This window comes from Streptomyces sp. NBC_01716, assembly GCF_036248275.1.
Taxonomy (GTDB): Bacteria; Actinomycetota; Actinomycetes; order Streptomycetales; family Streptomycetaceae; genus Streptomyces.
The window spans coordinates 3,224,102-3,249,240 of sequence record NZ_CP109181.1; the positions used below are offsets into that span (position 1 = coordinate 3,224,102).

General features: G+C 68.4%; 18 protein-coding genes and 5 pseudogenes. 5 read left to right on the forward strand and 18 right to left on the reverse strand.

The window, feature by feature from the left end; translation table 11 throughout:
* Positions 1-144: 144 nt before the first annotated feature.
* Positions 145-540, reverse strand: coding sequence for a RidA family protein (locus OIE74_RS13930; protein ID WP_329382699.1), 396 nt, complete (start codon positions 538-540; stop codon positions 145-147).
* Between the two features lie 137 nt (positions 541-677).
* Between OIE74_RS13930 and OIE74_RS13935 the strand changes: the two genes are divergently transcribed.
* Both OIE74_RS13935 and OIE74_RS13940 read left to right on the forward strand, forming a co-directional pair.
* Positions 678-1,652 carry a helix-turn-helix transcriptional regulator gene (locus tag OIE74_RS13935; RefSeq protein WP_329382702.1) on the forward strand — a complete coding sequence of 325 codons (975 nt, stop codon included), beginning with the start codon at positions 678-680 and terminating at the stop codon, positions 1,650-1,652.
* A gap of 454 nt (positions 1,653-2,106) precedes the next feature.
* Positions 2,107-2,952, forward strand: coding sequence for a hypothetical protein (locus OIE74_RS13940; protein WP_329382704.1), 846 nt, complete (start codon positions 2,107-2,109; stop codon positions 2,950-2,952).
* Between the two features lie 13 nt (positions 2,953-2,965).
* On the opposite strand, the pseudogene OIE74_RS13945 reads toward OIE74_RS13940, so the two are convergent.
* Positions 2,966-4,504 (reverse strand): annotated as a pseudogene (locus tag OIE74_RS13945) (ISL3 family transposase).
* A gap of 75 nt (positions 4,505-4,579) precedes the next feature.
* The gene (locus tag OIE74_RS13950) at positions 4,580-5,542 is read right to left on the reverse strand and encodes an Lrp/AsnC family transcriptional regulator (RefSeq protein ID WP_329382707.1); all 963 of its coding nucleotides are present in this window, start codon (positions 5,540-5,542) and stop codon (positions 4,580-4,582) included.
* A gap of 110 nt (positions 5,543-5,652) precedes the next feature.
* Here OIE74_RS13950 and OIE74_RS13955 point away from each other — a divergent pair, with 110 nt between their 5' ends.
* On the forward strand, positions 5,653-6,660 hold the full coding sequence (locus OIE74_RS13955) for an isopenicillin N synthase family dioxygenase (RefSeq protein WP_329382710.1): 1,008 nt from the start codon (positions 5,653-5,655) through the stop codon (positions 6,658-6,660).
* A 161-nt stretch (positions 6,661-6,821) separates the two neighbouring features.
* Here the strand turns inward: OIE74_RS13955 and OIE74_RS13960 are convergent.
* Positions 6,822-7,615, reverse strand: a pseudogene (locus OIE74_RS13960) (IS5 family transposase).
* Between the two features lie 117 nt (positions 7,616-7,732).
* A complete protein-coding gene (locus OIE74_RS13965) occupies positions 7,733-8,332 on the reverse strand; it encodes a TetR/AcrR family transcriptional regulator C-terminal domain-containing protein (RefSeq protein ID WP_329382713.1) in 600 nt (199 codons plus the stop codon).
* 226 nt (positions 8,333-8,558) lie between these two features.
* Between OIE74_RS13965 and OIE74_RS13970 the strand changes: the two genes are divergently transcribed.
* Entirely contained in the window at positions 8,559-10,082 is a 1,524-nt protein-coding gene (locus tag OIE74_RS13970; RefSeq protein ID WP_329382716.1) for an MFS transporter, read from the forward strand.
* A gap of 326 nt (positions 10,083-10,408) precedes the next feature.
* On the opposite strand, the pseudogene OIE74_RS13975 reads toward OIE74_RS13970, so the two are convergent.
* The 4 genes and pseudogenes from OIE74_RS13975 to OIE74_RS13990 all read right to left on the reverse strand — a co-directional run.
* Positions 10,409-10,591, reverse strand: a pseudogene (locus OIE74_RS13975) (transposase); the annotation flags it as partial.
* A gap of 190 nt (positions 10,592-10,781) precedes the next feature.
* Positions 10,782-11,276 carry a cupin domain-containing protein gene (locus tag OIE74_RS13980; protein WP_329382720.1) on the reverse strand — a complete coding sequence of 165 codons (495 nt, stop codon included), beginning with the start codon at positions 11,274-11,276 and terminating at the stop codon, positions 10,782-10,784.
* A gap of 162 nt (positions 11,277-11,438) precedes the next feature.
* Positions 11,439-12,665: an MFS transporter gene (locus tag OIE74_RS13985; protein WP_329382724.1), complete on the reverse strand. Its 1,227-nt coding sequence runs from the start codon at positions 12,663-12,665 to the stop codon at positions 11,439-11,441.
* Between the two features lie 162 nt (positions 12,666-12,827).
* A complete protein-coding gene (locus OIE74_RS13990; protein WP_329382727.1) occupies positions 12,828-13,562 on the reverse strand; it encodes a hypothetical protein in 735 nt (244 codons plus the stop codon).
* Between the two features lie 188 nt (positions 13,563-13,750).
* Between OIE74_RS13990 and OIE74_RS13995 the strand changes: the two genes are divergently transcribed.
* Positions 13,751-14,728, forward strand: coding sequence for a LysR family transcriptional regulator (locus OIE74_RS13995; protein WP_329382730.1), 978 nt, complete (start codon positions 13,751-13,753; stop codon positions 14,726-14,728).
* Between the two features lie 41 nt (positions 14,729-14,769).
* Here OIE74_RS13995 and OIE74_RS14000 read toward each other — a convergent pair.
* From OIE74_RS14000 to OIE74_RS14040, 9 genes and pseudogenes are all read right to left on the reverse strand, one after another.
* Positions 14,770-15,030 (reverse strand): annotated as a pseudogene (locus OIE74_RS14000) (GNAT family N-acetyltransferase); the annotation flags it as partial.
* Positions 15,031-15,794: 764 nt separating this feature from the next.
* Positions 15,795-16,613: pseudogene (locus OIE74_RS14005) on the reverse strand (IS30 family transposase); the annotation flags it as partial.
* A gap of 579 nt (positions 16,614-17,192) precedes the next feature.
* The gene (locus OIE74_RS14010) at positions 17,193-17,429 is read right to left on the reverse strand and encodes a hypothetical protein (protein WP_329382733.1); all 237 of its coding nucleotides are present in this window, start codon (positions 17,427-17,429) and stop codon (positions 17,193-17,195) included.
* A 291-nt stretch (positions 17,430-17,720) separates the two neighbouring features.
* Entirely contained in the window at positions 17,721-18,683 is a 963-nt protein-coding gene (locus tag OIE74_RS14015) for a thiopeptide-type bacteriocin biosynthesis protein (protein WP_329382735.1), read from the reverse strand.
* Positions 18,684-18,699: 16 nt separating this feature from the next.
* Positions 18,700-19,830 carry a lanthionine synthetase C family protein gene (locus OIE74_RS14020; protein ID WP_329382738.1) on the reverse strand — a complete coding sequence of 377 codons (1,131 nt, stop codon included), beginning with the start codon at positions 19,828-19,830 and terminating at the stop codon, positions 18,700-18,702.
* Entirely contained in the window at positions 19,827-22,841 is a 3,015-nt protein-coding gene (locus OIE74_RS14025; RefSeq protein ID WP_329382742.1) for a lantibiotic dehydratase, read from the reverse strand. Before OIE74_RS14025 ends, OIE74_RS14020 begins: the two co-directional genes overlap by 4 nt.
* An 82-nt stretch (positions 22,842-22,923) precedes the next feature.
* Complete coding sequence (locus tag OIE74_RS14030) at positions 22,924-23,109, reverse strand: FxLD family lanthipeptide (RefSeq protein WP_329382745.1); 186 nt, start codon at positions 23,107-23,109, stop codon at positions 22,924-22,926.
* Between the two features lie 78 nt (positions 23,110-23,187).
* The gene (gene fxlM / locus OIE74_RS14035) at positions 23,188-24,432 is read right to left on the reverse strand and encodes a methyltransferase, FxLD system (RefSeq protein WP_329382747.1); all 1,245 of its coding nucleotides are present in this window, start codon (positions 24,430-24,432) and stop codon (positions 23,188-23,190) included.
* Between the two features lie 164 nt (positions 24,433-24,596).
* Positions 24,597-24,896, reverse strand: coding sequence for an ATP-binding protein (locus OIE74_RS14040; RefSeq protein ID WP_329382751.1), 300 nt, complete (start codon positions 24,894-24,896; stop codon positions 24,597-24,599).
* Positions 24,897-25,139 lie beyond the last annotated feature (243 nt).

Below are 25,139 nucleotides of genomic sequence, written 5' to 3' on the forward strand. Positions count from 1 at the left end.
GTCGTCCGCCTGCCGCAGTCGTCGCAGGCGGGAACCGTCGTCGAAGCCCGAGGTGTGAAGGTCACCACCATGAGCCTCGGAGATGGCCACCTGCCCGCGGCTCGTGCCGGTTCGACGGCACGAGCAGCGGAGGAAACGGTCACATCACGCGACGGCGGTGCCCTCGAGCTCGACCATCTGGCCGGGGATCGCCAGACGCGTCACGCCGAGCATGGTGGTAGTCGGTGCGACCCTGGCGGCGCCCAGACGGCCCGCCAGCACACCGTAGTACTGGAAGAGCAGGTCGACGTCGGTCGTGTAGACGTTCAGCCGGACGAGGTTCGAAAGAGACATGCCGGCCTCGGCGAGCACCGCCTCGATGTTGTCGATGCTCAGCGCCAGCTGCGCCGCCATGTCACCGTCGTGCTCGGGCTTGCCTTCCTTGCTCATCGCCGTCTGTCCCGAGGTGTACAGGGTGCGAGAGTGCCCGGAGACGACCTCACCCTGGTTGAAGCCCATCTCGACCGACCACGACACCGGGTTGACCGCATTACGTTCCATTGCCGTATCTGCTCCATTCGGTTCACTGACACCACATACGTTCATCGACTCGGCAGCCGCCGAGCTTTGACGTCGCGTGAAGGAGCCTTCCAGCAATACATGACACTCTTAGTCATGTATTTCGCTAAGATTTTCACATGCGCGCCGACCGGTTGGTTTCCTTGGTGCTCCTGCTGCGTCAGCGCGGCCGGATGACCGCGGAAACACTGGCCCGTGAGCTGGAGGTATCCACCCGGACGGTGCTACGCGACATAGAGGCGCTGTCCGCGGCCAGCGTCCCTGTCTACGCCGAACGCGGCCGACACGGCGGCTTCGCGTTGTTGCCCGATTTCCAGACAGCGCTCACCGGACTGAATCACGACGAGGCACTCGCCCTGGTGGTCGCCGGATCACGGCGCGGCGCACAAATGTTCGGCCTTGGTTCGGCGCTCGCCTCGGCCATACTCAAAGTGGTCGACGCACTGCCCGAGGGCCTTCGGGGCACCGCGGCCGGAGCGGCGCAGCGATTACTCATCGACCCGGAGACCGACCTCCTCTCGCGCCGCGTGGCCGCCGAGGAAGTATCCGATGCCATCGTGGCCGAGGTCCGGCGCGCGGTGTTCGCCGGACACAAATTGCGCATCCATTACGCGGCGGTGGACCAGACCCCGAAGTGGCGCACGGTGGACCCGATCGGCCTGGTCACCGTACGCGAACAGGGCTACCTGCTGGCCAAGAGAGCCGGCGAGGACCGCACCTACCGGCTGTCCCGGGTGCTGGCCGCCGAGGAACGCGACGAACCCGCGCAACGGCCGGACACCGTCGACCTGGACCGGGCCTGGCAGGAACGCAACGCGCAGTTCCGGACCGGTGGCGACAAGGTCGCCGTGCTGGTACGGGTGGACCCGGTACGGCGGGAGCACTTGGTGAGCACCGTCCTGGCCGTCTGCGCCGAAGAGGCCGACACGGACGGCTGGCTGCGGCTGAACGTGATCTTCCAGGATTCACGACACGCCGAATGGGCACTGTGGCAGCACGCCATGTACGCGGAAGTCCTGGCCCCGCAGTGGATGCGTACCTCCCTGCACAACCGCGCCGCCGCGATCGCTGCCCGCTATGGTCCGACATCCTGAGTGGCCCGATGTCCGGTTCCGGATTGACCACGCTGTTCCACCAGTCGGTCACACGGCCGTTGTCGACGGTGACGACCGCGAGGGAGACGATGCGGTCCCCCTGCGCGGGGCTGAGCGCGGTGGTCTCCACATCCACGACAGCAAGTCGGTGATCCGCGAAAAGCTGGTGCGGGTACCGGCGGCTCAGGCGAGGACGCGGCGGGGGTCGGGGAAGCGGGACCGGACGACCTTCCGGAGGTCAGGATCTGCCCGAGACACTGGTGCCGCAGCCCGGCATCACCGCTCGCCCAGGCCGTGAACTCCACAGGCACTTCGCCCTGCAGTGTGTGGACGAACACTGGCGGGCCGCCATCGGCCATGGTGACCTGGCGTATGTCCTGCAGAGGGATGGCTGTCACCGGACCGGAGCCGCACAGGAATCGGCGCAGGCCCCCCGGTACATGATCGGATCCTTGTGACGGGCCCCGGAAACTGGACGGGCCTGCCCCGGGACCTGGCCGACACCCGGCGCCCCAGCCTGTGGATCTTCCAGCCGCTGATCGAAACGACCGCCGGGAGCAACGACGCCTACTGGGGCCCCACCGATCCCACGACCGTCGTCGGCGGCTCAACCCTCCCGGTCCGCACCAAGCTGTTCGTGGCCGGGCGACGGATGCAGACCGCCATCCCCAACGGCCACCTCACTCTCACCCTGCCCGCCGGCCAACTCGCCGCGGCCGGTCTCACAGCACGTCAACTCGCCGCCACCGCGCACTTCACCCTCGACACCAGTACCACCGCGCTCCCATGGACCGTCGAGGCCGACGGCTCACTCAGCGTCCACTGCCCCGGCTTCGGCCTCCCCGCCCCCAGCAACAGCAACCTCGACTCCATCTGGCGGGGCATCTTCGACCTGGCCGCCGCGCTGGACGTGACCCCCGGTACCCTCGTCGGCAACCTACGGCTGGACGACTCCGCTGGGCGGCTGTTCACCACCAGACAGGTGGCGATCCGATTCGCCGAGCCCGCCCCTCACCCTCGGCGGCAAGCCCGACCTGTTCGCCCGCGACAGCTACGGCGCCCTCTGGCTCTACCCCAGCACCAGTCACAGCGCCCGCCCCTGCACCGCACGGATCAAGATCGGCACCGGGTGGAGCACCTACAGCACCATCCTCTGATGGCGTCGGCCGCATCCCAGTGGCGTCCAGCCGACCGGACGGCCCCTCGCAGCCGACGGCGACGTGACATTGTGAAACGTCGGCCTGCCCGCGCCCAAAGTGGGTGTGTCAAACGAACGGCTCTGTCCCGTAATCGGTGGTAGCGCCGTGTAGTGATCACTGGAGGAGGATGCGGTGGCGGAGCAGGGGGAACCCGGCTCGGCCGTGCATCTGTCTCATGATCCGTTTGGTTCAGGTGTTGACGCCCTCGGTGCGGCCGTTGTGGTAGGGGCGGGTGAGGCCGGCGTCGACGGCGGCGCGGTCGAGTTCGAGGCCGTTCGCGAAGGAGTGCAGGTGGGGCAGGTCGACGGCGCGAACCGTGGTGATCCAGTCGGTGAGTTTGGCGTCGTTGCCCTTCGCTGGGGTCAGTAGCTGAGCGAACTCGCCGGTGAGGCGGGTGAGTTCGCTCAGTTCGGGGCAGACCTTGACGAGTTCCCGCAGTAGTGCGGTGTCCTTGTCGCGCAGGTTCTCGGGGCGGGTGAGCAGGAGGCGGGCGAAACGCTGCGGGGTGGTGACTGGCTTGTCGCCCTCGGCGCGGCCTTGGGTGATGTAACGGACCAGGAGGTTGGCGCTGCCGGTGTAGCCCAGCTCCTTGATCTCGCGCAGGAGGTGAGTGACGGGCACAGCGGGGTCTTCGTTTCGGCGTCGGCGCAGGTGGTCGCGGTAGGGATCGACGAGTGTGGGCTTGTAGCGGGGTGCGCGGCGGTCGCCTGTGGGCTCCTTCATGCGGGCGTACCGCTTGACGGTGTTCAGGGCGACATCGAGGCGGCGGGCGCATTCGAGGAGGCCGAGGCCATGGTCGAGCAGATGGTGGACCCGCTGCCAGCGCTCGCGGGTGGTCTGCTCGCGCACGCCCCCAGGTCGGGTGGGGTTCACAGTGGTGGCCCAGCAGGCGGCGTGGGAGCGGACTTCGGCCAGGACCTTGCCGCACAGGTTGGACCAGAGGTGCCACCTGTCGCTGACCTGTACCGCTTCGGGGAGGGCTTGGCGGATCGCTTCGGCGTAGGTGGCGGAGCCGTCGCGGCAGACATACTGGGCCCCGGGGTGCTCGCGCAGCCACGTGGTCAGGGTCTGGGCGGTGCGGTCGGGCAGGACGTCGATCCGCTCGCCGGTCTCGGCGTCGATGATCACGGTGGCGTAGCGGTGCCGGCGTTTGAGTGCGAAGTCGTCGACGCCGAGCACGCGCGGGACGCGCAGCGGCGTCACCACCTGGCGTATGAGCATGCGCAGGGCGGTCGAGCGGGAGATCGCGCAGGCCAGAACGCGGCAGAGACGGGCGCCCGGCCGGCCCGCTAACTCCTTTACCACGGAGTTCAGTTGGTTGGTCAGGCGGTTGGTGCGTCGCTGGTAGCGCTCCACGACGCCGGGAACCTGCTCGCGGAACGTCTGCCGCGGGCAGTCGAGAACCGGGCACACCAGGCGGCGGACCCGCACCGATACAACGATCCGCCGGCCGTCCACCGGCACGTCCGCGAGCACCCGCCCATGAAACCCGTGCACCCGCGCTGTTCGCGTCCCGCACGCGGGGCACGGCGCCGGATCGTCCCGGGTCCGCGCCGACACCCGGATGAGCTCACCCTCGCCCGTCACCCCCTCGATGACCAGGGCCGACAATCCTGAAAACACCACCGCCACAAGCTCATTGACATCGCGCACACCATGCCAACGACAACCGTCACCCTTCGTTACCACCGATTACGGGACAGAGCCGTTCGTTTGACACACCCCTGTTCACGGCACGGCTGGCGCCAGGCGTTTGACCTCGCGCAGGGTGGGGGTCGTTTCGAGGTTCTGAATGCCGGACAGCGGGCCGATGTGCTGGTCGATGTAGTCGTACAGGTCGGCGGGAGTACGGAAGACGCCGCTGGCGACGAGATTGGAGCTGCCGGTCGTGGCGGCCGCGAAGGCGATGGCGGGGTGGGTCGCCAGTGTCTCCCCGACGGCGCGCAGATGGGCGGGGGCCACCTGGAGCCAGAGCCGGGTGGTCATGTGGTAGCCGAGGCGTTGCGGGTCGAAGTCGACCGACAGGTCCAGGGCGCCCTCCGTACGGAGGCGTTCGAGGTGGCGCTGGACGCTGGAGGGTGAGCGGCCTGTGGCCCGGCTCAGCTCGGGCAGGGTGGCGCGCCCGTCGCGGGCGAGTTCGGTGAACAGCGTTCGGTCGGTGGCGTCCAGGGGCAGCGGGGCGGGGTCGGCCGCTCTGCCGGAGTCCACCGCGACGGCGCGGGCGGGGGTCCGGAAACGGGTGGCGTGCCAGGTGCTGGTGTCGCCGATGAAGATCCGCATCATGCAGTGCGCGCTGATGGAGAGCACCTGCGGGGTACGGGGCAGCTTCTGCAGGAACAAGGCGTTGCGTTCGTCGGCCGTGCGCGTGTCCAGCGCGCAGTACAGCTCTGTGCCGTCGGAGGCGAGGGTGACCCAACTGGTGTCGGGGCGGCGGGCCAGTGCGTCGGCGACGATGCCCGCGGCGTCCGGGGTACAGGTGAGGCGTAGCAGCCAGCGCACCATCCCCAGGCGCGCGGCGACGGGCTGGCCGACGATACGCAGGCCGAGACCCCGCAGCCGCCGGTAGCGGCGGGCGACCGTGCGTTCGGAGACGTTCAACTGGCGTGCCAGATCGCTGAAATGGGCGCGGCCGTCGAGCTGGAGGCCCTGAAGCAGGCGCTGGTCGAGCTCGTCCGGCGAGTCGGAATCCACCGCAGTACCTCAATCTTGTGCCGGAACCTGCCGCGAACGAGGATATGGCTTGGGGCCAGGGTGTCGTGGCCCGGAAGGTGGGCGGACCAACACGCACCCGAGGAGCCACGTTGCCCACGAATCCCGAGAACCGGCGTCCGATTACTGTCCTGGACGGATACGTTCCCGTTATCGACCTGTCCGCGTCGGACACCGGGCGCGGTCGGGCGGCGATTGCCCGCGCGATCGGCCAGGCGTGCGAGAATTCCGGGTTCTTCACCGTTGTCGGGCACGGGGTGGCGCAGGATCTCATCGACCGCATGTACGCGGTCACGAAGGAATTCTTCGAACTCCCGCGAGAGAAGAAGGAGAAGGCCGTCGGCGGGCCGAGCACGGGCGGGCTTCGTTATTCCGCCGGCAGTGCGGCCAAAAGCATGGGGCTGGACGCACCTCCCGACCTGTGCGAGATTTTCACCTCCAACGTGCTGGGTGACCACAGCGCGGAGCACCGCGCGAAGTTCGGTGACGACTCCGCGCCCTGGACGCGGGCCAATGTCTGGCCCGAGGAGCCGGCGGGGTTCAGGGAGACATGGCTCGCCTACACGCGGGAGATGGCGGGTCTGGCGCACGAATTGATGCGACTCTTCGCTCTCGCCCTCGGTCTGGCCGAGGACTTCTTCGACGACAAGGTCGACCGTGACATCTCGACCATTGTCGCCAATTTCTATTACCCGCAGGTCGTGCCGCCGTTGCCGGGGCAGATGCGTAAGGGGCCGCACAGCGACTGGGGGAACCTGACCATTCTCTATCAGGACGGTGTCGGCGGACTCCAAGTCCGGCAGAAGGACGGCGACTGGCGTGATGTTCCGTTCGTGCCCGGCAGTTTCGTCATCAATATCGGCGACATGATGGCGTTCTGGACGGGCGGTCGCTGGGTATCGACCGTGCACCGGGTGCTGAATCCGGTGGAAGGGCACGCCGATTCACGGCTGTCCCTCCCGTTCTTCCATCTGCCCAATCACGACGCGCTGATCGAACCGCTGCCCCAGTTCGGCGGCACCGGTACGCCGGAGGAATTCACCGGCGCGACGACACCGGGGCGCTGGTACCAGGAGAAGATGGCCGCCACCTACTCCTGAACTCCGGCCCCCGCTGTCGGACCCGACTGTCGGACTCCGCTGTTGGGGTCCGGCCATGACGGCAAGAGGCTGTGGACAGCCCGCAGACGTACTCACCGGCCGTTCTCGTCTGGAGCAGATCCATGCGTAGTCTCAGCTAAGACGTCGTTTCATTTGGTGAGTCAGCGGTGGCAGATCAGTGTGGCTGCTATGCCGACGAAGGCGAGGAAGTGCTCGGGCTTGCGTTCTTAGCGGCGGTGGAGGCGACGGCAGCCAGCCACGAGACAGTTCGTTCGACGACCCATCGGTGGCGGCCCAGTCGTTGCGAGGATTCGACGCCCTTGCGGGCGATACGGTGGGTGATACCGCGCTGGCGGAGTCATCGGCGCAGGTGGTCGTAGTCATAGCCCTTGTCGCCGTGCAGCTTGGCCGGCCGCCGTCGGCGGGGGCCACGGCGGGAGCGGATGGGCGCGATACCGCGCATGAGCGGCTCCAGGCCCTGGCTGTCGTGCATGTTGGCGCCGGAGATGCCCAATGACAGCGGCAGTCCGTTCCTGTCGGTGATCAGGTGGATTTTCGATCCCAACTTGCCGCGGTCGGTCGGATTCGGTCCCGTCAGTCCCCCCCCTTTTGCCGCCCGCACGCTGACGGAGTCGATCGCGCACCGCGACCAGTCCAGCTCGCCCCGAGCGCCGAGTTCGTCGAGGACGACGCGGTGGAGCCGGGCCCACACCCGGGCCCGGCTCCATTGCGCGAACCGCCGGTAGACCGTGGGCCAGGCCGGCCCGAACACCGGCGGCAACTGCCGCCACGTGCAGCCCGAAGTCGCCACGAACAAGATCGCCGCCAACACCTCACGATCACCCGCCCGAGCCCGGCCACCACCCTGCGGACGTATCACCTCCGTCCGCGGCACCACCCGACGGAACAACACCCACAACTCATCCGGCACCAACCGCTCAACAAGACTCGTCATACACGGCACAACGACCCACCGAGCCAAACGAAACGACCTCTAAGCATGAGTGCGAGGTGGCCGTGCCCGTTTCGCGGATCGCGAACGACAACGGCCTCTCGCGCGCCGCTCGCTGCCTCAGCGCTTCTCGGCCGCCGCGATCCCGTCCAGCACGTACCCCAGGCCCGTCACGAACGTGCCGTCCCAGTCGTCCTCCAGCATGTACTCGTTCGCGCTGAGCGTCGGGTACGCGTCGCTCCGGTCCCGCAGCCGCTGCTGAGCCGTCTCGCGGTCCTCCGCGGACATCTGGAAGCTGGCCCGCGCGACCGTCGCGCCCATCAGGTAGTCGTAGAGCGTCCACGTCGCGGCGTGCAGGTGCGTGCCGGTGAAGCCGGGCCGTACGAGGGTGGCCTGGAGGAACTCCATCCGGGAGAGCAGGTTCGGGCCCAGGGTCGGGCGCTGGAGCAGTGCCGCCGACCACGGGTGGCGGAGCATCGTCGTACGCCAGTCGACCAGCAGCGCGACGATGGCGGCGCGCCACTCGGTGCCACCGGTATCACCCGGGCGCGCGGGCGGCAGTTCGCCGAGGATCGCGTCGAGCGCGAGGTCCACGACGTCGTCCTTGGTGTCGACGTGCCAGTACAGCGTGGTGACGCCCGAGCCGATCCGCTCGGCCAGCCGGCGCATGGTCAGACCGTCGATGCCCTCCTCGTCCAGCAGGGCCACCGCCTCCTCCACGATGCGCGTCCGGGTCAGTGGGGGCTGCTCGCGCGCGGCCCGCGACTCCCGCAGCCAGACACTTTTCGCGCCGCCCGCACGGCCCGTGACCTGGCGTTTCTGGCCGCTCTGCTTGCCCTTGATGGCCCGTACCTCCGCTTCACCGGTGTCGCCGTGAGCCTAGTATGGCGTTCGACCGGAACGACGTACCGGTACTAGAACAACGTACTAGAGGGGTGGCGGACGCATGCGTCAGCAAGATCAGAAACAGGGGCTCGTGGGAGAGACGGCGGGAGCTACGGCGGGTGAGCCGCCGGATCAGAAGCGCTGGTTGACGCTCATGGTGATCGCCCTCGCCCAGCTCATGATCGTTCTGGACGGCACGATCGTGAACATCGCGCTGCCCTCGATGCAGGGCGACCTGGGCATCTCCGACGGTGACCGGCAGTGGGCGGTCATCGCCTACGTGCTGCCGTTCGGCGGCCTGCTCCTGCTCGGCGGCCGGATCAGCGGGCTCGTCGGCCACCGCCGTACGTTCCTGATCAGTCTGATCGGCTTCGCCGCCGCGTCCGCGCTCGGCGGCGCCGCGAACGGCACCGGCGTGCTGTTCGGCGCCCGCGCGCTGCAAGGCGTCTTCGCCGCGGCCATGGCCCCGGCGGCGCTGTCGCTGCTGACGCTGACGTTCACCGATCCGAAGGAGCGGGGGAAGGCGTTCGGGGTGTACGGCGCGATGGGCGCGGCCGGTTCGGGGGTCGGGCTGCTGGCCGGCGGGGTGCTCACGGAGTTTCTGGACTGGCGGTGGTGCCTGTGGGTCAACGTGCCCATCGCGGCGATCGCGCTGCTCGGCCTGCCGTACGTACGCCGTGACGAGGGAACCGGAAGCCGTACGGGGTCCGGCACCGGGTTCGACATCCCCGGACTCGACATCCCCGGGGTACTGCTCAGCGTGAGCGGCCTCACCGCACTCGTCTACGGCCTGAGCCAGGCCGAATCACGCGGCTGGACCGACCCGTTGGTACTCGTCCTGCTCTTCGCGAGCGTGGTGCTCCTCGTCGCGTTCGTCGCGGTCGAGGCGCGCGTACGCCAACCCCTGCTTCCCCTGCGGGTGTTGCGGCACCGGGAGCGCGGCGCCGCGTTCCTCGTCTCCGCGCTGATGCTCGCCGCGCTCTTCGGCTGCTTCCTGTTCCTGAGCTACTACGCCCAGACGGTCCTCGGCTACTCACCCGTCGAGGCCGGTCTCACCATCATGATCCTGGTCGTCGGATCCCTGATCGGCTCGATGCTGATCGCGGGCCGCCTGCTGTCCCGCGTGAGCATCCGGACCCTCATGATCCCCGGTCTGCTCGCCATGGCCGCCGGGCTGCTGATCCTCTCCTTCCTTGCGGCGGACAGCGAGAACGTGCTCGCCCTGTATCTGGTGCCGGCGCAGCTCCTGATCGGCCTGGGCCTCGGAGTCGTACTCACGGCGGCGACGAGTCTGGCGACGGCGGAGGTGAGCTACGAGGACATGGGGACGGCGTCCGCCGCGTTCAACGCCGGCCAGCAGGTGGGCGGCGCGGTCGGTACGGCGCTGTTCAACACGGTCGCGACGACCGCCACGGCGGCGTATCTGCGCACGCACGAGGCCGGTTCGGACGCCGAACTGGCGGGCACGGTCGACGGGTTCGGCGTCGGGCTGCTGGTGGCGATGGGCATCATGCTCCTCGCCGCCGTGGTGGCGACGGTGCTGCTGCGCCCGCGCCGCACGACGGAGGTGGCGGCGGCCGGCTGACCATCCGGTCGTACGGCCGTACGGAGCGAGCGAGCGGGTGGCCGGCTCGCTCGCTCCGTACGGCCCGTACGCGGGTGCTGCGGGGCCCTCAGCCCTGGATCCGGCCCTACGGCTTGACCGCCACGAACCCCCACTGGACGCAGTCGGCGGCCCCGTCCGGGAAGGAGGCCGGACTCGTGCGCTCGCGCACGAGTCCGGCCTCCTTCAGGCGGGCGAGTGCCAGATCGAGAAGACGGTCTGCGCGACCATCGTGGGTGAGGCGCTCCGCGGAAGTCGGCCAGCACGCTGTGGTGGAAGCCTGGATCGTCCAGTTCCATGGCCAGGGCGTACTTGAAATCGATGCGGCAGCGGACCGCCTCGGCCGCCTGACGGTCCGACAGACCGAGCAGGAACTGCAGCACACACACGGTGGCCAACTGGGCGGGCGAAATGCCGGGCGCCCGTCGCGCGGGTACCAGCCGGCGAAGTCCTCGTCGCACCACAGCCCGTCGAGGCGGTCTCTCACCCACATCGCCGTCGTACCGCCCGGGTTGCTCGCCCGCGCGATCTGCGCGGTCAGAGACGGGACTTGCTCACCGGAACGGGGACGAAGGGACAACAGACACCTCGACGGCTGCATCGGTCAACGGAACGACCCGAGCTTGCCCCTGATCACGCTGTCACGCCGGGAAACTCCAAGATCCCCGACAGAGTCAGCCCTTAGGCGTCAAGCATGTCCGTGAAGTAGGTGTCGTGTCGCACCTGGAAGGCCTTGGCTTCTTCGCGGCCGCGTTCCGCGTACTCTGCGGCCTTCTCGAAGTACTCCTCGCGCGGCGCACCCGGCGAGAAGATCATCATCATGGACAGCGGCTCATCGGAGTCGTTCTGGAAGGCATGCAGGCCACCGGCGGGCACGTAGAGGAAGTCTCCCTCCCCGCCCATGATCCAGCGTTCGCCGTTGTAGAACTGGACCTCGCCGGAGAGCACGTAGAACGACTCCGAGATCGCCCGGTGGAAGTGCTCTTTGGCGCCAATGGTCTTCGGTCCCATGTCGACCTTGTACAGGCCGTACTCGCCCCCGGTCGTCTCCTCGGTGGCCACGTAGCTGATGTTGGTGGCGCCGATGAAGCCGGTGTCGGGCTCCTCGGCGGAGGGTTGGTACTTCGCGCTGATCTCGCCCTTGTCTTTGAGGTAGCGAGGGTCGGGGTACGACACGATGGTTCCTTTCGTGAGGGTGGCTTGACGCCGCGACGGGATTCTTCAGACAAAGCGGCTGAGTAAGAGCGGTGACACGCCTATCTGCGGCGTTGTCGCACGTGGGGGGGGCTGGGCCGAATGGGCGTGGTGACTCGCCCGGTCCGTGGTGCGGCCGGTCACTCAGCTGAGGATGAGCATGGTTGCCAGGGCCGGGCCGAGGGCTCCGCCCATGAGGTAGGCGAGTTGGAACAGGCCGATGGCGGTGGGACGCTGGCGTTCGGGGACGGCGGAGGCGGCGGCCATGGACTGGGTGGCGTTGGCGCCGGTCGCGGTGAAGACGGCCAGGCCGATCGCGAGGAATAGGACGATCGCGCTGTGGGCGAAGACGGCCGCCGCGGCGGCGAGCGCTCCGACCGTGAGCAGGAGTGCTCGTACCGTGCTCTGGCCCAGGCGCGCGGAGACGGCGGCGAAGGCGAGGGTGAGCACGGACCCGGCGATCATGGCGGTCATCTGGCCGACCGCGACCGATCCGGTCGACCAGTCGGCCCGGTCGGTGATCAGCTGGGGGATCCCGAACAGCAACGTGAAGTAGAGAACGGACAGGGCGACGGCGATCAGCACCGAGCCGCGGAAGAGCCGGGACCGCAGTGCGGCCTGGGGGACGTAGCCGTGCGGGCGGCGCCGTATGTGCAGGGCCAGGAGGGCGGCGGTGACGGCCGCCACGGCCAGGGCGGGCAGCGGGTTCGACGGCAGCAGGACGATGCCGCTGGACAGGATCGCGAGCAACACGGCGCCGCGGGCATCGAAGTGGCCCTCGGTCGTGGGGGGCGCCTTGGTGGTGTGTCGGCTGACGGCGGGGACGGCCAGGAGGGTGATGATCAGGATGGACAGGGCCGCCCGCCAGGAGACCGCGTCGGTGAGGCGTTCGCCGAGCAGCGGGCCGACGCCTCCGAGGATCCCGGAGCCGGCGCTTATGACGCCCATGCGGCGGGCGGTGCCGGCGAGATTCATGGCAATGGCCATCATGCCCGCGCCGCCCGCGGCCTGTCCGGCCCGGCCGACGAGGGTGAGCGGCAGCCACGGCGAGACGGCCACGAGCGCGGTGCCGGCGACGACGAAGGCCGCGCTGGTCCACAGCGCCGCGCGTGTGCCACGCCGGCGCACCAAAGTCGCGATCAGCGGGGTCGCGACGGCCAGCGTCAGCGCGAATACGGTGACCAGCCACGACGCGGTGGCCTTGGTGATGCCGAGGGAGCGGCTCATGTCGCCGAGGATCAGGACGGCGGCGTTGTTGGCGGCGGCGACCGGAGTGGCGAGCAACGCCAGCCAGAGGACGGGGACGCGGCGGGTGGGTTCGTTCACGGAGGCGGGGGTGCGCGCGGTGGCCGGTCCGGTCGTGATGGACATGACTCTTCCTGTGCCGGTGGACAGTGGGATGGAAGGGAGGAGGGATGGGGCGGGACTACCCGGTCTGTCCGGTGGTGACGGCCTGGAGTTCCAGAGGGAGCGTGAGGCGAACGGCCGGCAGGGCGCGTAGGGCCGTGGCCGGCCTGTTCACCTCGTAGGCGGTCAGCTCGCGGTCACGTCGTCCAGCATCCGAGGCGCGTCGCCGTCGAAGTCGATCCACGGGTTGGTGCCCAGCGCGTCTGCGCCCTCGGCGCTCGGGGCCTCGTAGCGCATGACGAACTTCTCGGGGCCGTGGGCGTACGCCACGATCAGGCCGTGCTCGGCGTCCAGGAACGCGCCGTGGGGACGCTTGCCGGGGTAGCTGATGCGCCAGGCCAAGTCGCCGGTCTCCACGGCGGGCACGGAGAGCTTGACGACAACGCCGTCGGGGAGCCGGTAGAACCACGTCATCGGACCGCCGGACACCACGGTCATGACCTCGTCGATGCCGACGCCGCCGTCGGTGGTGTTGACGTGGAGGCGGCCGAAGCGCGCCTGCACAAAGTGCTTGGCGTCGTCGTCCATGGCCTGCATGTCGTAGACCTTCGGGTACGGAGCGACCCCGTGCTCGGACGTGTTCAGATGACCGCCGTCAGGGGCCTCGGGCGTGCGGCCGGCGAGCTGGATGTGCGCCAGCAGGTCGCTGCGGTGCTGGCTGAACATCGAGATCAGCTCGGCCTGCTCGTCCTCCGAAAGCGCCCGGGTCTTGGACACCTCCAGGATCGGGAGAGCCCGATCGGGAACGGGAGTCTGGCCGGCGTGGACGCCCACGGTGCGCAGCACCTCGTTGACGGCCTCGATGCCGATCGTGGACGGCCGTCCGTCGATGTAGGAGAGCGTGAGATCTGCCTTGGTCATATCCAGTCCTGAGGTGAGTAGCGGTTGAACGGCCGCGGGAACCGCCGCCCTGCCCTCTTACGGTCAGGAGCGACTGGAACCCGCCGTCATCGACGCCTCTCCTGAGAGGTCAGCGCCACGACACTTCGACCATCCGCCATCAGACTCGTTTATGGAAATACTTCCTGTGCATCTCTAATATTCGCACCATGGATGAACTGCAGCGGATCGACCTCAACCAGCTCCTGACGCTGCACGCCCTGCTGACCGAGAAACACGTCACCCGCGCGGCAGTGCGGCTGCACAAGAGCCAGCCGGCCGTCAGCCACACCCTGGGGCAGCTGCGGACACACTTCGGCGACCCCCTGCTCGTGCGGCACGGCAGCCGCATGACCCTCACGGCACGCGCCCAGGCGCTGGCACAGCCACTCGAAGACGCCCTGACCAGCTTGAACGACCTACTCAGCGCCCCCGACTTCGAACCGGCGCGCACCCGCAGGCGCTTCAGGATCTCGATGTCGGACTACGCGGCACACATCCTGCTGCCCCCGCTGGTGCGCCATGTCCGCCACCAGGCACCCGGCCTCGACCTTGCGATCAGCCAGGCCAGCCGGGAAGCGATGCTCGCACAACTCCAGGACGGCGAACTCGATCTCGCGCTGGGAATCTTTCCCCACCTGCCCGACGACATCGAGATCCAGGACCTCTTCCAGGAGGAATTCGTATGCCTGGCGGACAAGGCGGTCCTCCCCGCAAAAGGAGGGCTGCCGTTCGAGGAGTGGCTGGAGCGTCCGCACATCTCGCTAACCCTGCGACCCGATGCGAACGATGAGATCGAGAAAGCGCTGGCGGCACGCGGACTACGGCGGCACCTGGCCGTGACACTGCCCCACTGGAGCGCGGCAGCCGACCTGCTTCCAGGCACCGACCTCCTGCTGACCATTGCCAGCCGGGCGGTGGGGCCAATGCGCCTGTACAAGACACTGCGGAAGTTCACTCCGCCCCTGGAACTTCCCCGGCCCGCCTACCAGCAGGCATGGCACATCCGGCGGGCAGGCGATCCGGCGCACCGCTGGCTGCGCCGGGCCGTGATGACGTGCAGCCAACCCAGCGGCCCGAACGCCGCCACCACGGAAGATGTGCCGGCCGCCGGGGTGGTGGTGTCCGGGTTCTCCTCTGCGAGGTGACCCCGGCCCGTGCTCGCGGAGTTCGCCGATCAGCGGCACCCCTATGACGCGACAAGGAGCGCCTCCGCGCCGACTGGCCGGAATCCGGCGGCCTGGAAGGCGCGTACGCTGCGCGCGTTGCCCGCAGCCTGCTGTGACCAGACCGGCTCCCCGGCGGGCACGAGATGCCGCGCAGCCGTCGCCAGTGCCCGGTCCAGGCCCCGGTGGCGTACCTCCTCGTCCACCTCGATCGCCGTCTCCCAGCGGCCCGCCACGCCCCGGCCGAGAATGACCACCCCGCTGCCGGCCGCCCAGACGCGCACGTCCGCTCCACCATCCGTCACGCCTGCGCGCGTCTTCGTCATGTCTACGGCCCGGACCGCACCATGGAAGGACACACCGATGACCCCGCCCATTAGGGAACTGCGCTCCCGGGCCCGGCTCGTGTTCGAGCCGCACAGGCTCACCCGGCCCACGTCAGCACCCTTTCGGGTCAGGGCAGTTCACCCGTATCCGGACGGTTATGCGGGGCGACCGGCGGAGAGTCCGATCGTCTGCCCCGGGTTCCCGATTCCTTTCGGCTTCCGGCATTGGCTTCTTGGGCCGTCCTGTTCCCGCTGGGGAGTTGAGCCTTCCTTACGGTCGGCTGACCGAGCCAAAGCGGTCCGGACCCCAACGGGGTTTCCACGTTCCACACGAATGAGATACGACCGGGGTGGGTGCTCACTTTACCCCGAGGCGGCGGTGTCCACCTGACCGGAGTGACCTCTACCGGCCAGCGCCTGCCGCTTCTCAACGGCTAGCCATACACCCCACTAACGCATTCCATCGGCGGGGCTTGGGATCACGAGGCATCATCGGGAGTTCATGTACTTCACCCGTCCTGTCTTCCCCTTTCCGGTAACTCCCAGATGGAACGGGAGTCCTTGGGCTTTCCCCTGAGCTTCGCACCACGCCGTTACCGGCATCGCACGTCAAGGGCGGGGACGGGTCATACGGACACAGACCCGTGACTGCACCTACCGCTTCATCAACTGCCTCTCCAATCGGTCAGTCCACTCAAATTCGTGCAACTTCGTGTCGCACGGTCCCCCTCCCAGTGGCCGGGGACGGCCCGGTCGAGGACATCCACGGGGCGCTCGCTGATGAGGACCATGTCCCGGATAGCGCGTGGCCGGCGCCTGTAGGAGTCGCGGCGAGGGCGGCGGTAGACCCGGCCTGTGCGCAACGAACGAGCGAGTTCACGGTGCAAGTCGCCGCGGCCTTGGTTGTAGAGCGCCTGGTAGATCGTCTCGTGGGTCACGTGCATCTCAGGTCGGCCGGGGAACTGCCTGCGCAGCGCATGACTGATCTGCTCAGGGCTCCATCGCAGACTCAGGTGGGTCTGTATGAAGTCACGCAGTTCAGAACTCTCGCCGATCTTCCCGGCCTTGGGGCGGGGCCGCCGATGCTCGGCGCGGCGTTGCGCGGCGTGCGGCCGGTAGGCCCAGCGAGACCGGTGCCCGCGCAGAGCTATGCCGTTGCGGCGCACCTCGCGGCGGATCGTGGACGGGCTGCGGCCGAGCTCGCGGGCGATCTCCCGCAACGATGTCTTCTCCCGCAGCCGGTCGGCTATGTGGATGCGGTCGGCCTCGGAAAGGTACCGAGACGGGCCGGAAGGCGCCTCCACCGTGCCGAGCGGTAGAAGCGCCTTCCTCTGCTTACCGGAGGGCTTGCGGCCGTAGAGCTATTTTCTGCCCGTGCGGGCAGAAACTCCCACAATTGCGCATGCTTCCTGGTTACTCAGACCTTGATCCACAAGTCGGGAGTATGCCTCCCTCTCGCGGACCAATTTCCTGGGCCCCTGGGGGGTCCGAACCTTCCGGATCTCGAAGTCCGTTGCATCCCCTGAGCTGGGGTGTTGCAACGACCACTAGAACCGAAGAAAGGGTCAGGCCCCTAATGCCCTTCAAGTGTCCTAAATCGGCGATGTGGCGACACTGCGTCCGCAAGCATTTGGACCGGAACTCCAACACACGCCCTTGCCCGGCGACGTACCCAGCCGCCTCACCAGCGAGATGCTCGCTCCTGGCGCGACAGCACCCACGGCCGTACCGAGGCTGGTCGTGTGGCCAACGCGTGACCAACAGCGGTCAGGAACAGGCAGAAACACCCTGATGGAGTCCGGTCCAGACGGAAGGCGAGAACCTCCGCGCAGGCCACAAAGTGCCTGGTCAGAGGCCCTTGGTGCATCAGTCAGGCCAGGGGTGGCGGCCCCGGTCGTCCTCTCCACCTCTCGCGCGCTCCGAACAGGCAAGAACGCAAAGCCCCTGGCGGAGACCGGGTGATCTTGGTCGAGAACCCGTCCACCAGGAGCTTTCTTGTTCCGTACACCCCTACTCGTCAACACTGCTCGCTGTTGCCAGGTTGAAAGAAGCTCGCAACTTGCACGTGCTGGGATGAGGCCCAAGGAGCCTGGCCGTTCGCTCATCTTTCGCAGCAGCCACTAGAGGGGTTCCAGAAGCCCTCTCGACTCGACGGCACGCTGCCCCGCGTAGGTGATCTGCGCGGTCTCGTCTTTCACATGGACAAGTGCTTTTATGTCGAGTGTGCGCACGGTGCGCCTGAGGTTCGAGCGCATGCTGTTCGGCATCCACTGGAGCAACTCGGAGTAGCGAGCCCCCTGCGCTCCCCGGCGGTACAGCAGGACGAGCACCCGGTCACTCGCCCCGCCGGGCTGCATAAAGCTGGGAGGACGGAATTTTTCCCTCGATCTTGCGCGCCTGCAAGCCGCTGAATAAGCCATTCGTTGAGGTACGCCGGCCGACGCCGGAGGATGTTACCGAAGGCGCATGGGCCGGGATGCGTTTGCAGCCGTGCGCGAGCGCAGCCCTGTCGCGGACGACGGCGCGTTGCAGAATCGTCACCGAACGGGTGGCCAGGCAAACGCACAGCCGGGTAATCGCAGCGCTGGGCACGGGATATTACATCGTCAGTGAACCTCTTCCTCGTGTCTGGCAGGAGTGAAAGAGGTTCAGTCGGTCCCGATCGTGGCTTCTCGTGCGGCGCGGGACCAGATGGACTGCTGGCGGAGGGTGAAGCCCATCCGGTTCCAGTGGAAGATGACGTGGCGTGCGAGGATGGCGCGCTTGCCGAGGCTGAGTTTTCCGTCCGCTGCAACGTCGTCCAGGGATCGTCCGCCGCGTTCCAGGCCCTCGATCCAGGGCCAGAGGGGCGCCAGGGCCTGCGAGTCGAGAAGGGGTTGGGCGTCGCTCAGGAGGAGGCGCCTCATGGTTTCGGTCATGGTGCTGACTTGCTCGGGGGAAACGTCGTCGGTAAGCGGACGGTGTTCCTCGATCCGTCCCCATACATCGCCTTGCTCGCCGTATTCCAGGTGTGCGGCTCGCATCAGCAGCGTCATGGCCAGGAGAGAGGTTACCTTGGCGTCCAGCCCGCCCGGGTGGCTGTTCGCTGGGGTGTGAAGGTAGTTGAGCACGCCGACGCTGTCGGTGTGGAACAGCTCGTGTGCGAGCGACATCCCGATCGGGCCGCCGAAGGCGGTGCTCTCCGGTTCGTAGGGAGCGGACTTCCAGTCGGTGGTCACGCCCCGGGAGACGGACTTGTCGAGGGCTTCGGTGACATGGCGGAAGGCTTCGCCGGGTGTGGAGTTCGGGGCGGGGTGGAAGCGCAGGCGCCAGTTGGGGTGTTTGCGTACGAACCACCAGGTGCCGACCGGCCCGGTACGCAGGGCGGGAACGAGGTAGGCGCGAAAGGCTCGTGCTGCGGTGAGGTAGTCCGTGAACTGGATGTTGACCTGATACCAGCCGGAGGGCTGGGCGTCTAGTGCGGCTCGGCCGGCGGCCCGGTATCTCTCGATCGCTTCGGATAGGTGGGCGATTGGGGTGCTAGCCGCGCGGGCGGCCTCTTCGACAGGTGAACCGCCGAGGACGGCCAGGACGGCGTCCTCGATGGTCTCGATGCGGCTCGCGTCGTGCACTGCGGGTGTTCCTCTCTCATGTCAGCAGGAGGCAGGTGTCCCACTGCCCCTGAGGTGCCGCGCCCGGCTCAGCGTCCTGGAAGGCCAGGGAGGCGCCTGACTTTCCGACGAGGAACCCTGTTTCCTCCGGAACTTCCGCGGTGAGGAACCGGCCAGCGATGAGGCCGAGTCGGTTGGTGAATACCTTCGGTGTCTCCGCGTCTTCGGCGACGCGCTGCACGGTCCGCAGGAGGCCACCGAATCCGTGGCACAGGCCTCGGTCGGCGACCGTGTCGAGTTGGTTGGGGTCGCTGAGGCAGTGCAGCAGAGCGCGCTCTGCCAAGCGTTTGCGGTCACCGTCTTCGAGGACGATGCCGGCGAGTTGCTGGGCGCGGGCCAGGCCGGGGGTGCCGTAGCACCACGAGAGGGTGGCTGGTTGTGCGGGCGCGGGACCGCGGTGGCTGACCCAGCGCGGCCAGTGGGTTCCGCGGTAGTCGTCCTGTCGTATCTGGTCGAGCCAGCGGCAGATGCGGAGCATGGCCTCCCGGTGCCCGTCGACGCTGATGTCCGCGCGCAGTGCGAGGGCGAGGAGCGCGAGGGAGCCGGTGATGCCGTGTGCCATGCCCGCGTTCGCGTGGCCCCCGGGGGTGGCCGTCTTGTCGCTGGCCGGTGCGTGTCCGACCCACCAGCCGGGAAGCGCCTGGCCCGAAGTGTCGGTGAGAGGTTGGGTCAGGCGCACCAGGTATTCCAGGACGCCCTTGAGCTCGGGGCCGTGAGGCTGACGGCGCAGCAGCAACGCGCCAATCCCGGTCAGTCCGCAGAACAGGTCGTACTCGGCGAAAGCGGTGCGTCGGCCGGAGTCGATCCTGGCGTGTGCGGCGGTCAGGCGATTCCTGGTGTGCTCGGCGACGATGCCGTCGAGGGTGTGCAGTGCGTCGGCATAGTGGTCGGTGCCGTCGGCGGCCTGGTGCAGGACGAAGGTCATCGCAGGAGCGCCGAGGAAGAGGTTGGCGTCCGGGCCGTCGATCAGCGGGCCAATCCCTGCAAGTTCACGGTGTACGGCACGGAAGTCGCCGGTCCCGCGTCGGGCCCGTTCGATGTGAAGCATGGCGGTGCCGAGCGGCCCGTGCGCGAGGGACTGGCGGGTCGCTGGCTGAGCGGTGGTCACGCGTCTCCTTCAGGGATGAGTGTCCGGGACAGGGCGGCGGCACGGGCTATACGGCGGCAGGTCGCCTCGGCAGTGCGGTCAATGCCCGCCACGCGGTTGTGGTGCATGTGCAGAAGGGAGAGCAACACGGCATCCGCGTCGTCGGTCAGTACCCGGCGATAGCTGTTGAGCGTGCGCTTGCGCGCGTGCCAGGCTTCGGCCACGGCGTCGCCACCGGGAAAGCCGGTCAGGGCGTTGTGGATCTCCGGTTCCGAGAGGCGAAGCGCGAGCGCCTGCACGTTGCGGGGGACGGGGGCGCCGTCTCCGCGTGGGAGGTGCTGGGTCAGCCAGGTGCAGGCGGCCTTGCGGGAGCCGAGGAACCCGGTGGCGATGTCGACGAAGGAGGCGGCGGTGACGGCGGGGCGGAGCTCAGGCGTCATGGTCAGGCTCAACTGTCTGAGTGCGGCCGTGGAGTCGGCCACGAAGTACTCCTCGGCAGCCTCCAGCGCATCGCCGGTACCGTAGCGGCCGGTCTCCGGGTGATCGGTGTCCCACTGCACCCGCTGGATCAGGCCCTCGTGCCGCAGTTCTGACGCCCACCGGGCAACGGCTTGTGCGAGGGAGCCGAACGCGCCCGGCCCGGGGAGGCGCAGGCGCAGCCGGAGATGGGCGTCGGGGTCGGCGTACCGGATGAACCAGGCGGGAAGAGTGCCCCAGTCCTGGCGCAGGAGGCGAGGCAACGCGGTCAGCACCTCGGGAACACGTGCGGCGCTGCCGTACAGCTTTACGTACATCCAGGGCGAGGCCCCCGGCAGCCTGCCCGAGTCCCTGCGGGCGGAGGCCCGGACCGCCGGAGCCAGGGCGGGCTTCTGGTCGGAGGCGAACGTCATGGCTACCTCATGGGCGCGGTTGATCCAGCCGTAGGCGCTCTCCTCGGGGGCCTCGTGGAGGACGGCCGCGCTGTGCCGCCGCAACTCGGCGCGAAGCAGCTCCTGGTGGACCGGCACATCGAGGTCGAGGCGAAGACGCTGATCAGTGGCTCCGAGGTAGACGGTGCGCGGGACGGTGTACTTGCTGCGCCAGGTGCTGAACCGCTCCGGCCAGTCGTCTCCGTCGCCGAGGTCGCGCATGCGCCACAGGGCCGGGGAGAGCACGGTGCGGCCGACACGGACCTCGGGGAGGAACGGCAGCCGGCTTGCGGCGCCCCAGAAGAAGGGCAGCAGGACGGCGGTGTGGGAGCGGTGGAGTTCGCACACGAAACGGATCAGCGGGTGGGTGCTGCTCGACAGCTCAACGGCGTTCATGACCTTCGGCTCGATGATCCGGCCGGTGGACAGCGACACGAGGTAGAAGCGGGCTGCGTCCGCGAGGACGCCGAGGTCGTCCAGGTCCAGGGTGGCGTCGGGGTTGTGTTCGCCGACGGACAGCAGTTCGGGGGCGACCAGCGGGGAGCGGCTGACGTTGGTGATCGGTATTTTCAGCGGCGGACCGGAGACCTGCGCGCGAATCGCGCTCTCGGTGAGGGTGGGCAGGGCGGTGTGGACGGTGGTGACCTGGTCGAGGTCTGCCGGTTCGAGGGTGGGCAGGAAGCGTCCGGTCGTTATGCCGGCTGCCAGCGACAGTCCAACGGTGGAGAGGGTGAAGTGGCCTTCGTCCAAGGCGCGCTGGGACTGCGCGAGCACGGTGAAGGTGAAGTCGATGTGCGCCGGTACCTGAGTGGGCGTGCCCGTAGAGAGGGCGTTGATTTCGTCTTCGGTGAGCACGATCTCGCGCCGGCCGGTCAGGGCGGCTTCCTGGGTGAGCGCGAGGAGGTGCTCGTCGCGCGGTGTTGTCGCCAGGACGGGCCGGGGGAACACGGTGTTGCGGTAGCCGACGGGGAAGCCGAGGCCGGTGTCCGGATCGGTGAGTTCTCGCACCGGTACGACGGTGCCCATGCTGTAGCGCTCCAGGAATCGGGTGAGGTAGTCGCGCCAGGCTGGGGAGCCGTTCGGGTACGGCGTGATGCGCGCGATCACCTCCAGCGCTTGGCTCGCCTCGTCGGCGACCTCTTGAGGCAGGACGATGCTGCAGTCCGGGCGCAGGTTCACCGCGAGGCTGCGGTCGGCGGTCTGGGTGAGGCGGTTCATCGCGGCCGTAGCCTGTGCCCGGAGGGCTCGCTGCTCGTCCGGGAGGGCGCGGTCGTGCTGGTGCAGGAGCTGCTGAACATGGCGTAGCTTCTCCGCCTTCGCCTGCACCGCTGAACCCGGGGCTCCGGTGCGGAGCGTCCGGTCGAGCTGACCGACCAGGTGACCAAGGGCGTCGTCGCAGGTCATCGGAGCATGAAGGTTGGTGAGCAGTACGCGGTGGGCCACCAGGGTGCGCACCATGTCCTCGATCGTCTGGACCGGGGTATCGGGGTAGTCGCCCTGGAGCTTGACCGTGAGATCGCTGACGGTGGTGGGCGACTGCGCTAGGGACAGGGCCAACTCCGAAGCGCGGGTGCGGCGGAGGGTCGTCTCGGTGGGGCCAGTGGCACCAGGCTGATGGGCGACCGTGATCCGTGCGCTGCGGACGGTGCACGTGCGGTCAGCGACAACGCGTAGATGGCGCAAAACGTCAGGGTCCTGCTCCAGGGCAGTGATGATGTCGTGCAGCCACGAGGCGTCGGCCCTGGCGAATGCCGTGTGCCGCGTCCCGAAGTACACGCTGCTGCTTGGGCCGAGGTGCACCGGGGCCGGCCCGGCGAACGTCCCGAAGGGGGTCGCGCGGAACTGCATGCGCAGGAGGTACCGGGTCAGGGAGAGCGCGATCCGCCGCATGCGGGAGCGGCGCCCCTCGCCGATGAGGGCTTTGCGGATACTGGCGGCCAGAACCGGAGCGGCGAGTTCGATGGCGCCGGCGCGGGCCTCGTCGCTCCAGACCTGCCCGATCCACCGAAGGCAGCTCTCCGCGTCGGCAGTCCGGTCGGACACGGGAGCGGGGCAGGAAGGCAGCGTGGCTGTCAGCGGAAACACCGACGCCCTGATCATGGCCGCATCAACTGCCTGGTACATGGCTGTGCCTCCTTCGCTGCTGCGGTGCCCAGGGTGGGCAGACCGGTCTCCCGGCCCGCCCACCCCGGAGGGGGATTCCTGGTCAGCCGCAGGTGCTGTTCGAGCAGGCGGAGGCGCAGGTGGACGTGCAGCCGTCGCCCGTGTCGTTGAGTAGGGCTCCGACCACGGGCAGAGCCGAGACCGTCTCGATGTTCAGGTCGAAGTCCGACCCGGCGTCGCCGGTGAACGTCGTTCCCGTCTGCGGGGTGGTGCTGATCTGCGGTGCCATCGCGTATCTCCTCGGTGAGGGATCAGTGGACTGTGCGGATCGTGCTGGTGGTGCCACCTGCCTGCGACGCCGGAGACGTCACGGCCAGGAGATGATGACCCGCGTGTGCGGCCGGTCGATGACCCGGCCCGCGGGAAGCCGGTCGTCGGGCGTACCCGCCGGGTAGACGTGAATGTGCGCGCGGTCGCTGCGGTGGCCGTCGTTCCACGCCTGGATCTCCTCGACCAGGCGCTCGGCGACCTTCCGACCCTCTGGACCGTGACCGATCGCGCCAAGCTCGTAGCGGTCCTCCTCTCCGGTGGGCCGGGAACGGCGGTAGGCGAAGCTGTCACCGTCCACGAGAGCCGGGATGCCGATCGGGGACGCCGCCGCCACGACACCGCGCTGCCGAGCGGCGGGCTTGGCCGCCAGGAGGGGGAGGTTGTCCAGCGCGGTCGTCAGCCACAGGTCCAGGTGCTCCATGGACTCCTCCCCGCCGATGGCCACCCCGGACCACGCCTCCGTGCGCGGAGAGCGCAAAGCGGCCCGCAGTGCTTCGGTGCCCGGCTCGGAATGCCCGTCCAGGCGGAGAGCAACCTCGGCGCCTTCCTCGTCGTGGAGGACTGCCAGGCGCATCCGGTTCTCGCCGACGCCGCGAATCGGCACGAAGCCGCACTGCTCGAACCCGTCACTGACCAGCCGGTCCCCGTCGCGGACGAACGCCACGGTCCGGGTCATGCTGCGCATCCGCAGCGGCACGACCAGCCGTCCGCCGTCCCTGAGCTGCTGGACCCAGGCGAGCGGAATGTCCACGACCTGCACGGTGACGACGATGCGGTCGTACGGCGCGTGCGCGGGGACGCCGTGTTCGGCGTCGCCCGTCACCACGGTGATGTTCCGGTAGCCGGTGGCTTCCACGAACCGCTCGGCCCGAGCGGTGACATCCGGGTCGATGTCCACGGTGACGACCCGGCCCTCTTCGCCGACCATCTCCGCGAGGTACGCAGCGTTCGGGCCACCGGAGCCGACTTCCAGGACAGTCATCCCGGGCTTGATGTTGGCCTGCTCGATCTGCATGGCCTGAACTCGGGGGGCCGACACGGAGCTGATGTCCACGCCGTTCTCGTCGGTCTTGGTGATGGTGGCGGTCTCGACTCGGTAGGTCTTGGCCGACTCCACCTCGGGGGTGGCCAGGTGCCGGGGCACAGCACGGAAGGCGGCCACGACGCGGGGATCGCTGGCGGCCCCGACCTTGATGAGCTTCTGCACCATGGTGTCACGCAACTGCCGCTCGCCAGCGGGGTCTTGATCGGTGTTGGCCGTCATGCCGGGGACGTTATTCACGCGGGTCTCCTCCTCGGCGAGTTCGCGCCGAGCCTGGTAGTGCGGATGTACGGACCGGCACGGGGCCCCGAGTGCACGCGCGACAGGAACGAGGCGGTAGCCCAGCGCCGGGGTGGTTAACCGCCGACGGCTCAGCCCGTCACATCCGGGCCGACGGCGGTCGTCTACGCGGGGGGCACGAGATCCTCGATCCTGCACCAGGTCCTGCGCCCCGCATCGCTCACGCCGTAGGTGCCGCCGAGCTTGGTGACAAGGCCTTGCACAAGGAGCAGCCCTCTGCCGCTTTCGGCGTCCGGCTCGGTCTCCTGCATGCAGGGCAGATCGGTCGAGCCGTCCCAGACCTCGATGAGAAGCTGGCTGTGCCCGCCAAGGCGCAGCCGGCTCATCCGAACCGCGAAGTACCCCTCGTCGTACCGGATGGCATTGGTGAGCAGCTCAAGCAGCACCACGCTCACGTCGTCCACCAGTCGGAGCGCCCCGTTCGCAGTTTTCTGTGAGCTACCGCGGCAAACACGGCAAGCGCTGTCGCGTCGTGAGAACTCCCTCGCGGGCTCGTGGTGGAAGCCCGTATCGTTCCCACGCCCCCGACGTGGGGCCCCACCTGAGGAAAGAGAGCGTTGCCCTCGCGGGGTGGGTCACAGCCGAAGCCAATGATCATCATGGTCTCCTTTGTGATCGTGGGCTAGGGCCAGCCACATGAGCTACGG

What these genes read in the sequence shown, in the direction of transcription:
- OIE74_RS13995 (WP_329382730.1), top strand. Translation starts at nt 13,751, where the DNA reads ATGGATGAACTGCAGCGGATCGACCTCAACCAGCTCCTGACGCTGCAC.
- OIE74_RS13985 (WP_329382724.1), bottom strand. Translation starts at nt 12,665, where the DNA reads ATGTCCATCACGACCGGACCGGCCACCGCGCGCACCCCCGCCTCCGTG.
- OIE74_RS14030 (WP_329382745.1), bottom strand. Translation starts at nt 23,109, where the DNA reads ATGGCACCGCAGATCAGCACCACCCCGCAGACGGGAACGACGTTCACC.
- OIE74_RS14025 (WP_329382742.1), bottom strand. Translation starts at nt 22,841, where the DNA reads ATGTACCAGGCAGTTGATGCGGCCATGATCAGGGCGTCGGTGTTTCCG.
- OIE74_RS13935 (WP_329382702.1), top strand. Translation starts at nt 678, where the DNA reads ATGCGCGCCGACCGGTTGGTTTCCTTGGTGCTCCTGCTGCGTCAGCGC.
- OIE74_RS13990 (WP_329382727.1), bottom strand. Translation starts at nt 13,562, where the DNA reads ATGACCAAGGCAGATCTCACGCTCTCCTACATCGACGGACGGCCGTCC.
- OIE74_RS14010 (WP_329382733.1), bottom strand. Translation starts at nt 17,429, where the DNA reads ATGCAGCCCGGCGGGGCGAGTGACCGGGTGCTCGTCCTGCTGTACCGC.
- OIE74_RS13970 (WP_329382716.1), top strand. Translation starts at nt 8,559, where the DNA reads ATGCGTCAGCAAGATCAGAAACAGGGGCTCGTGGGAGAGACGGCGGGA.
- OIE74_RS13930 (WP_329382699.1), bottom strand. Translation starts at nt 540, where the DNA reads ATGGAACGTAATGCGGTCAACCCGGTGTCGTGGTCGGTCGAGATGGGC.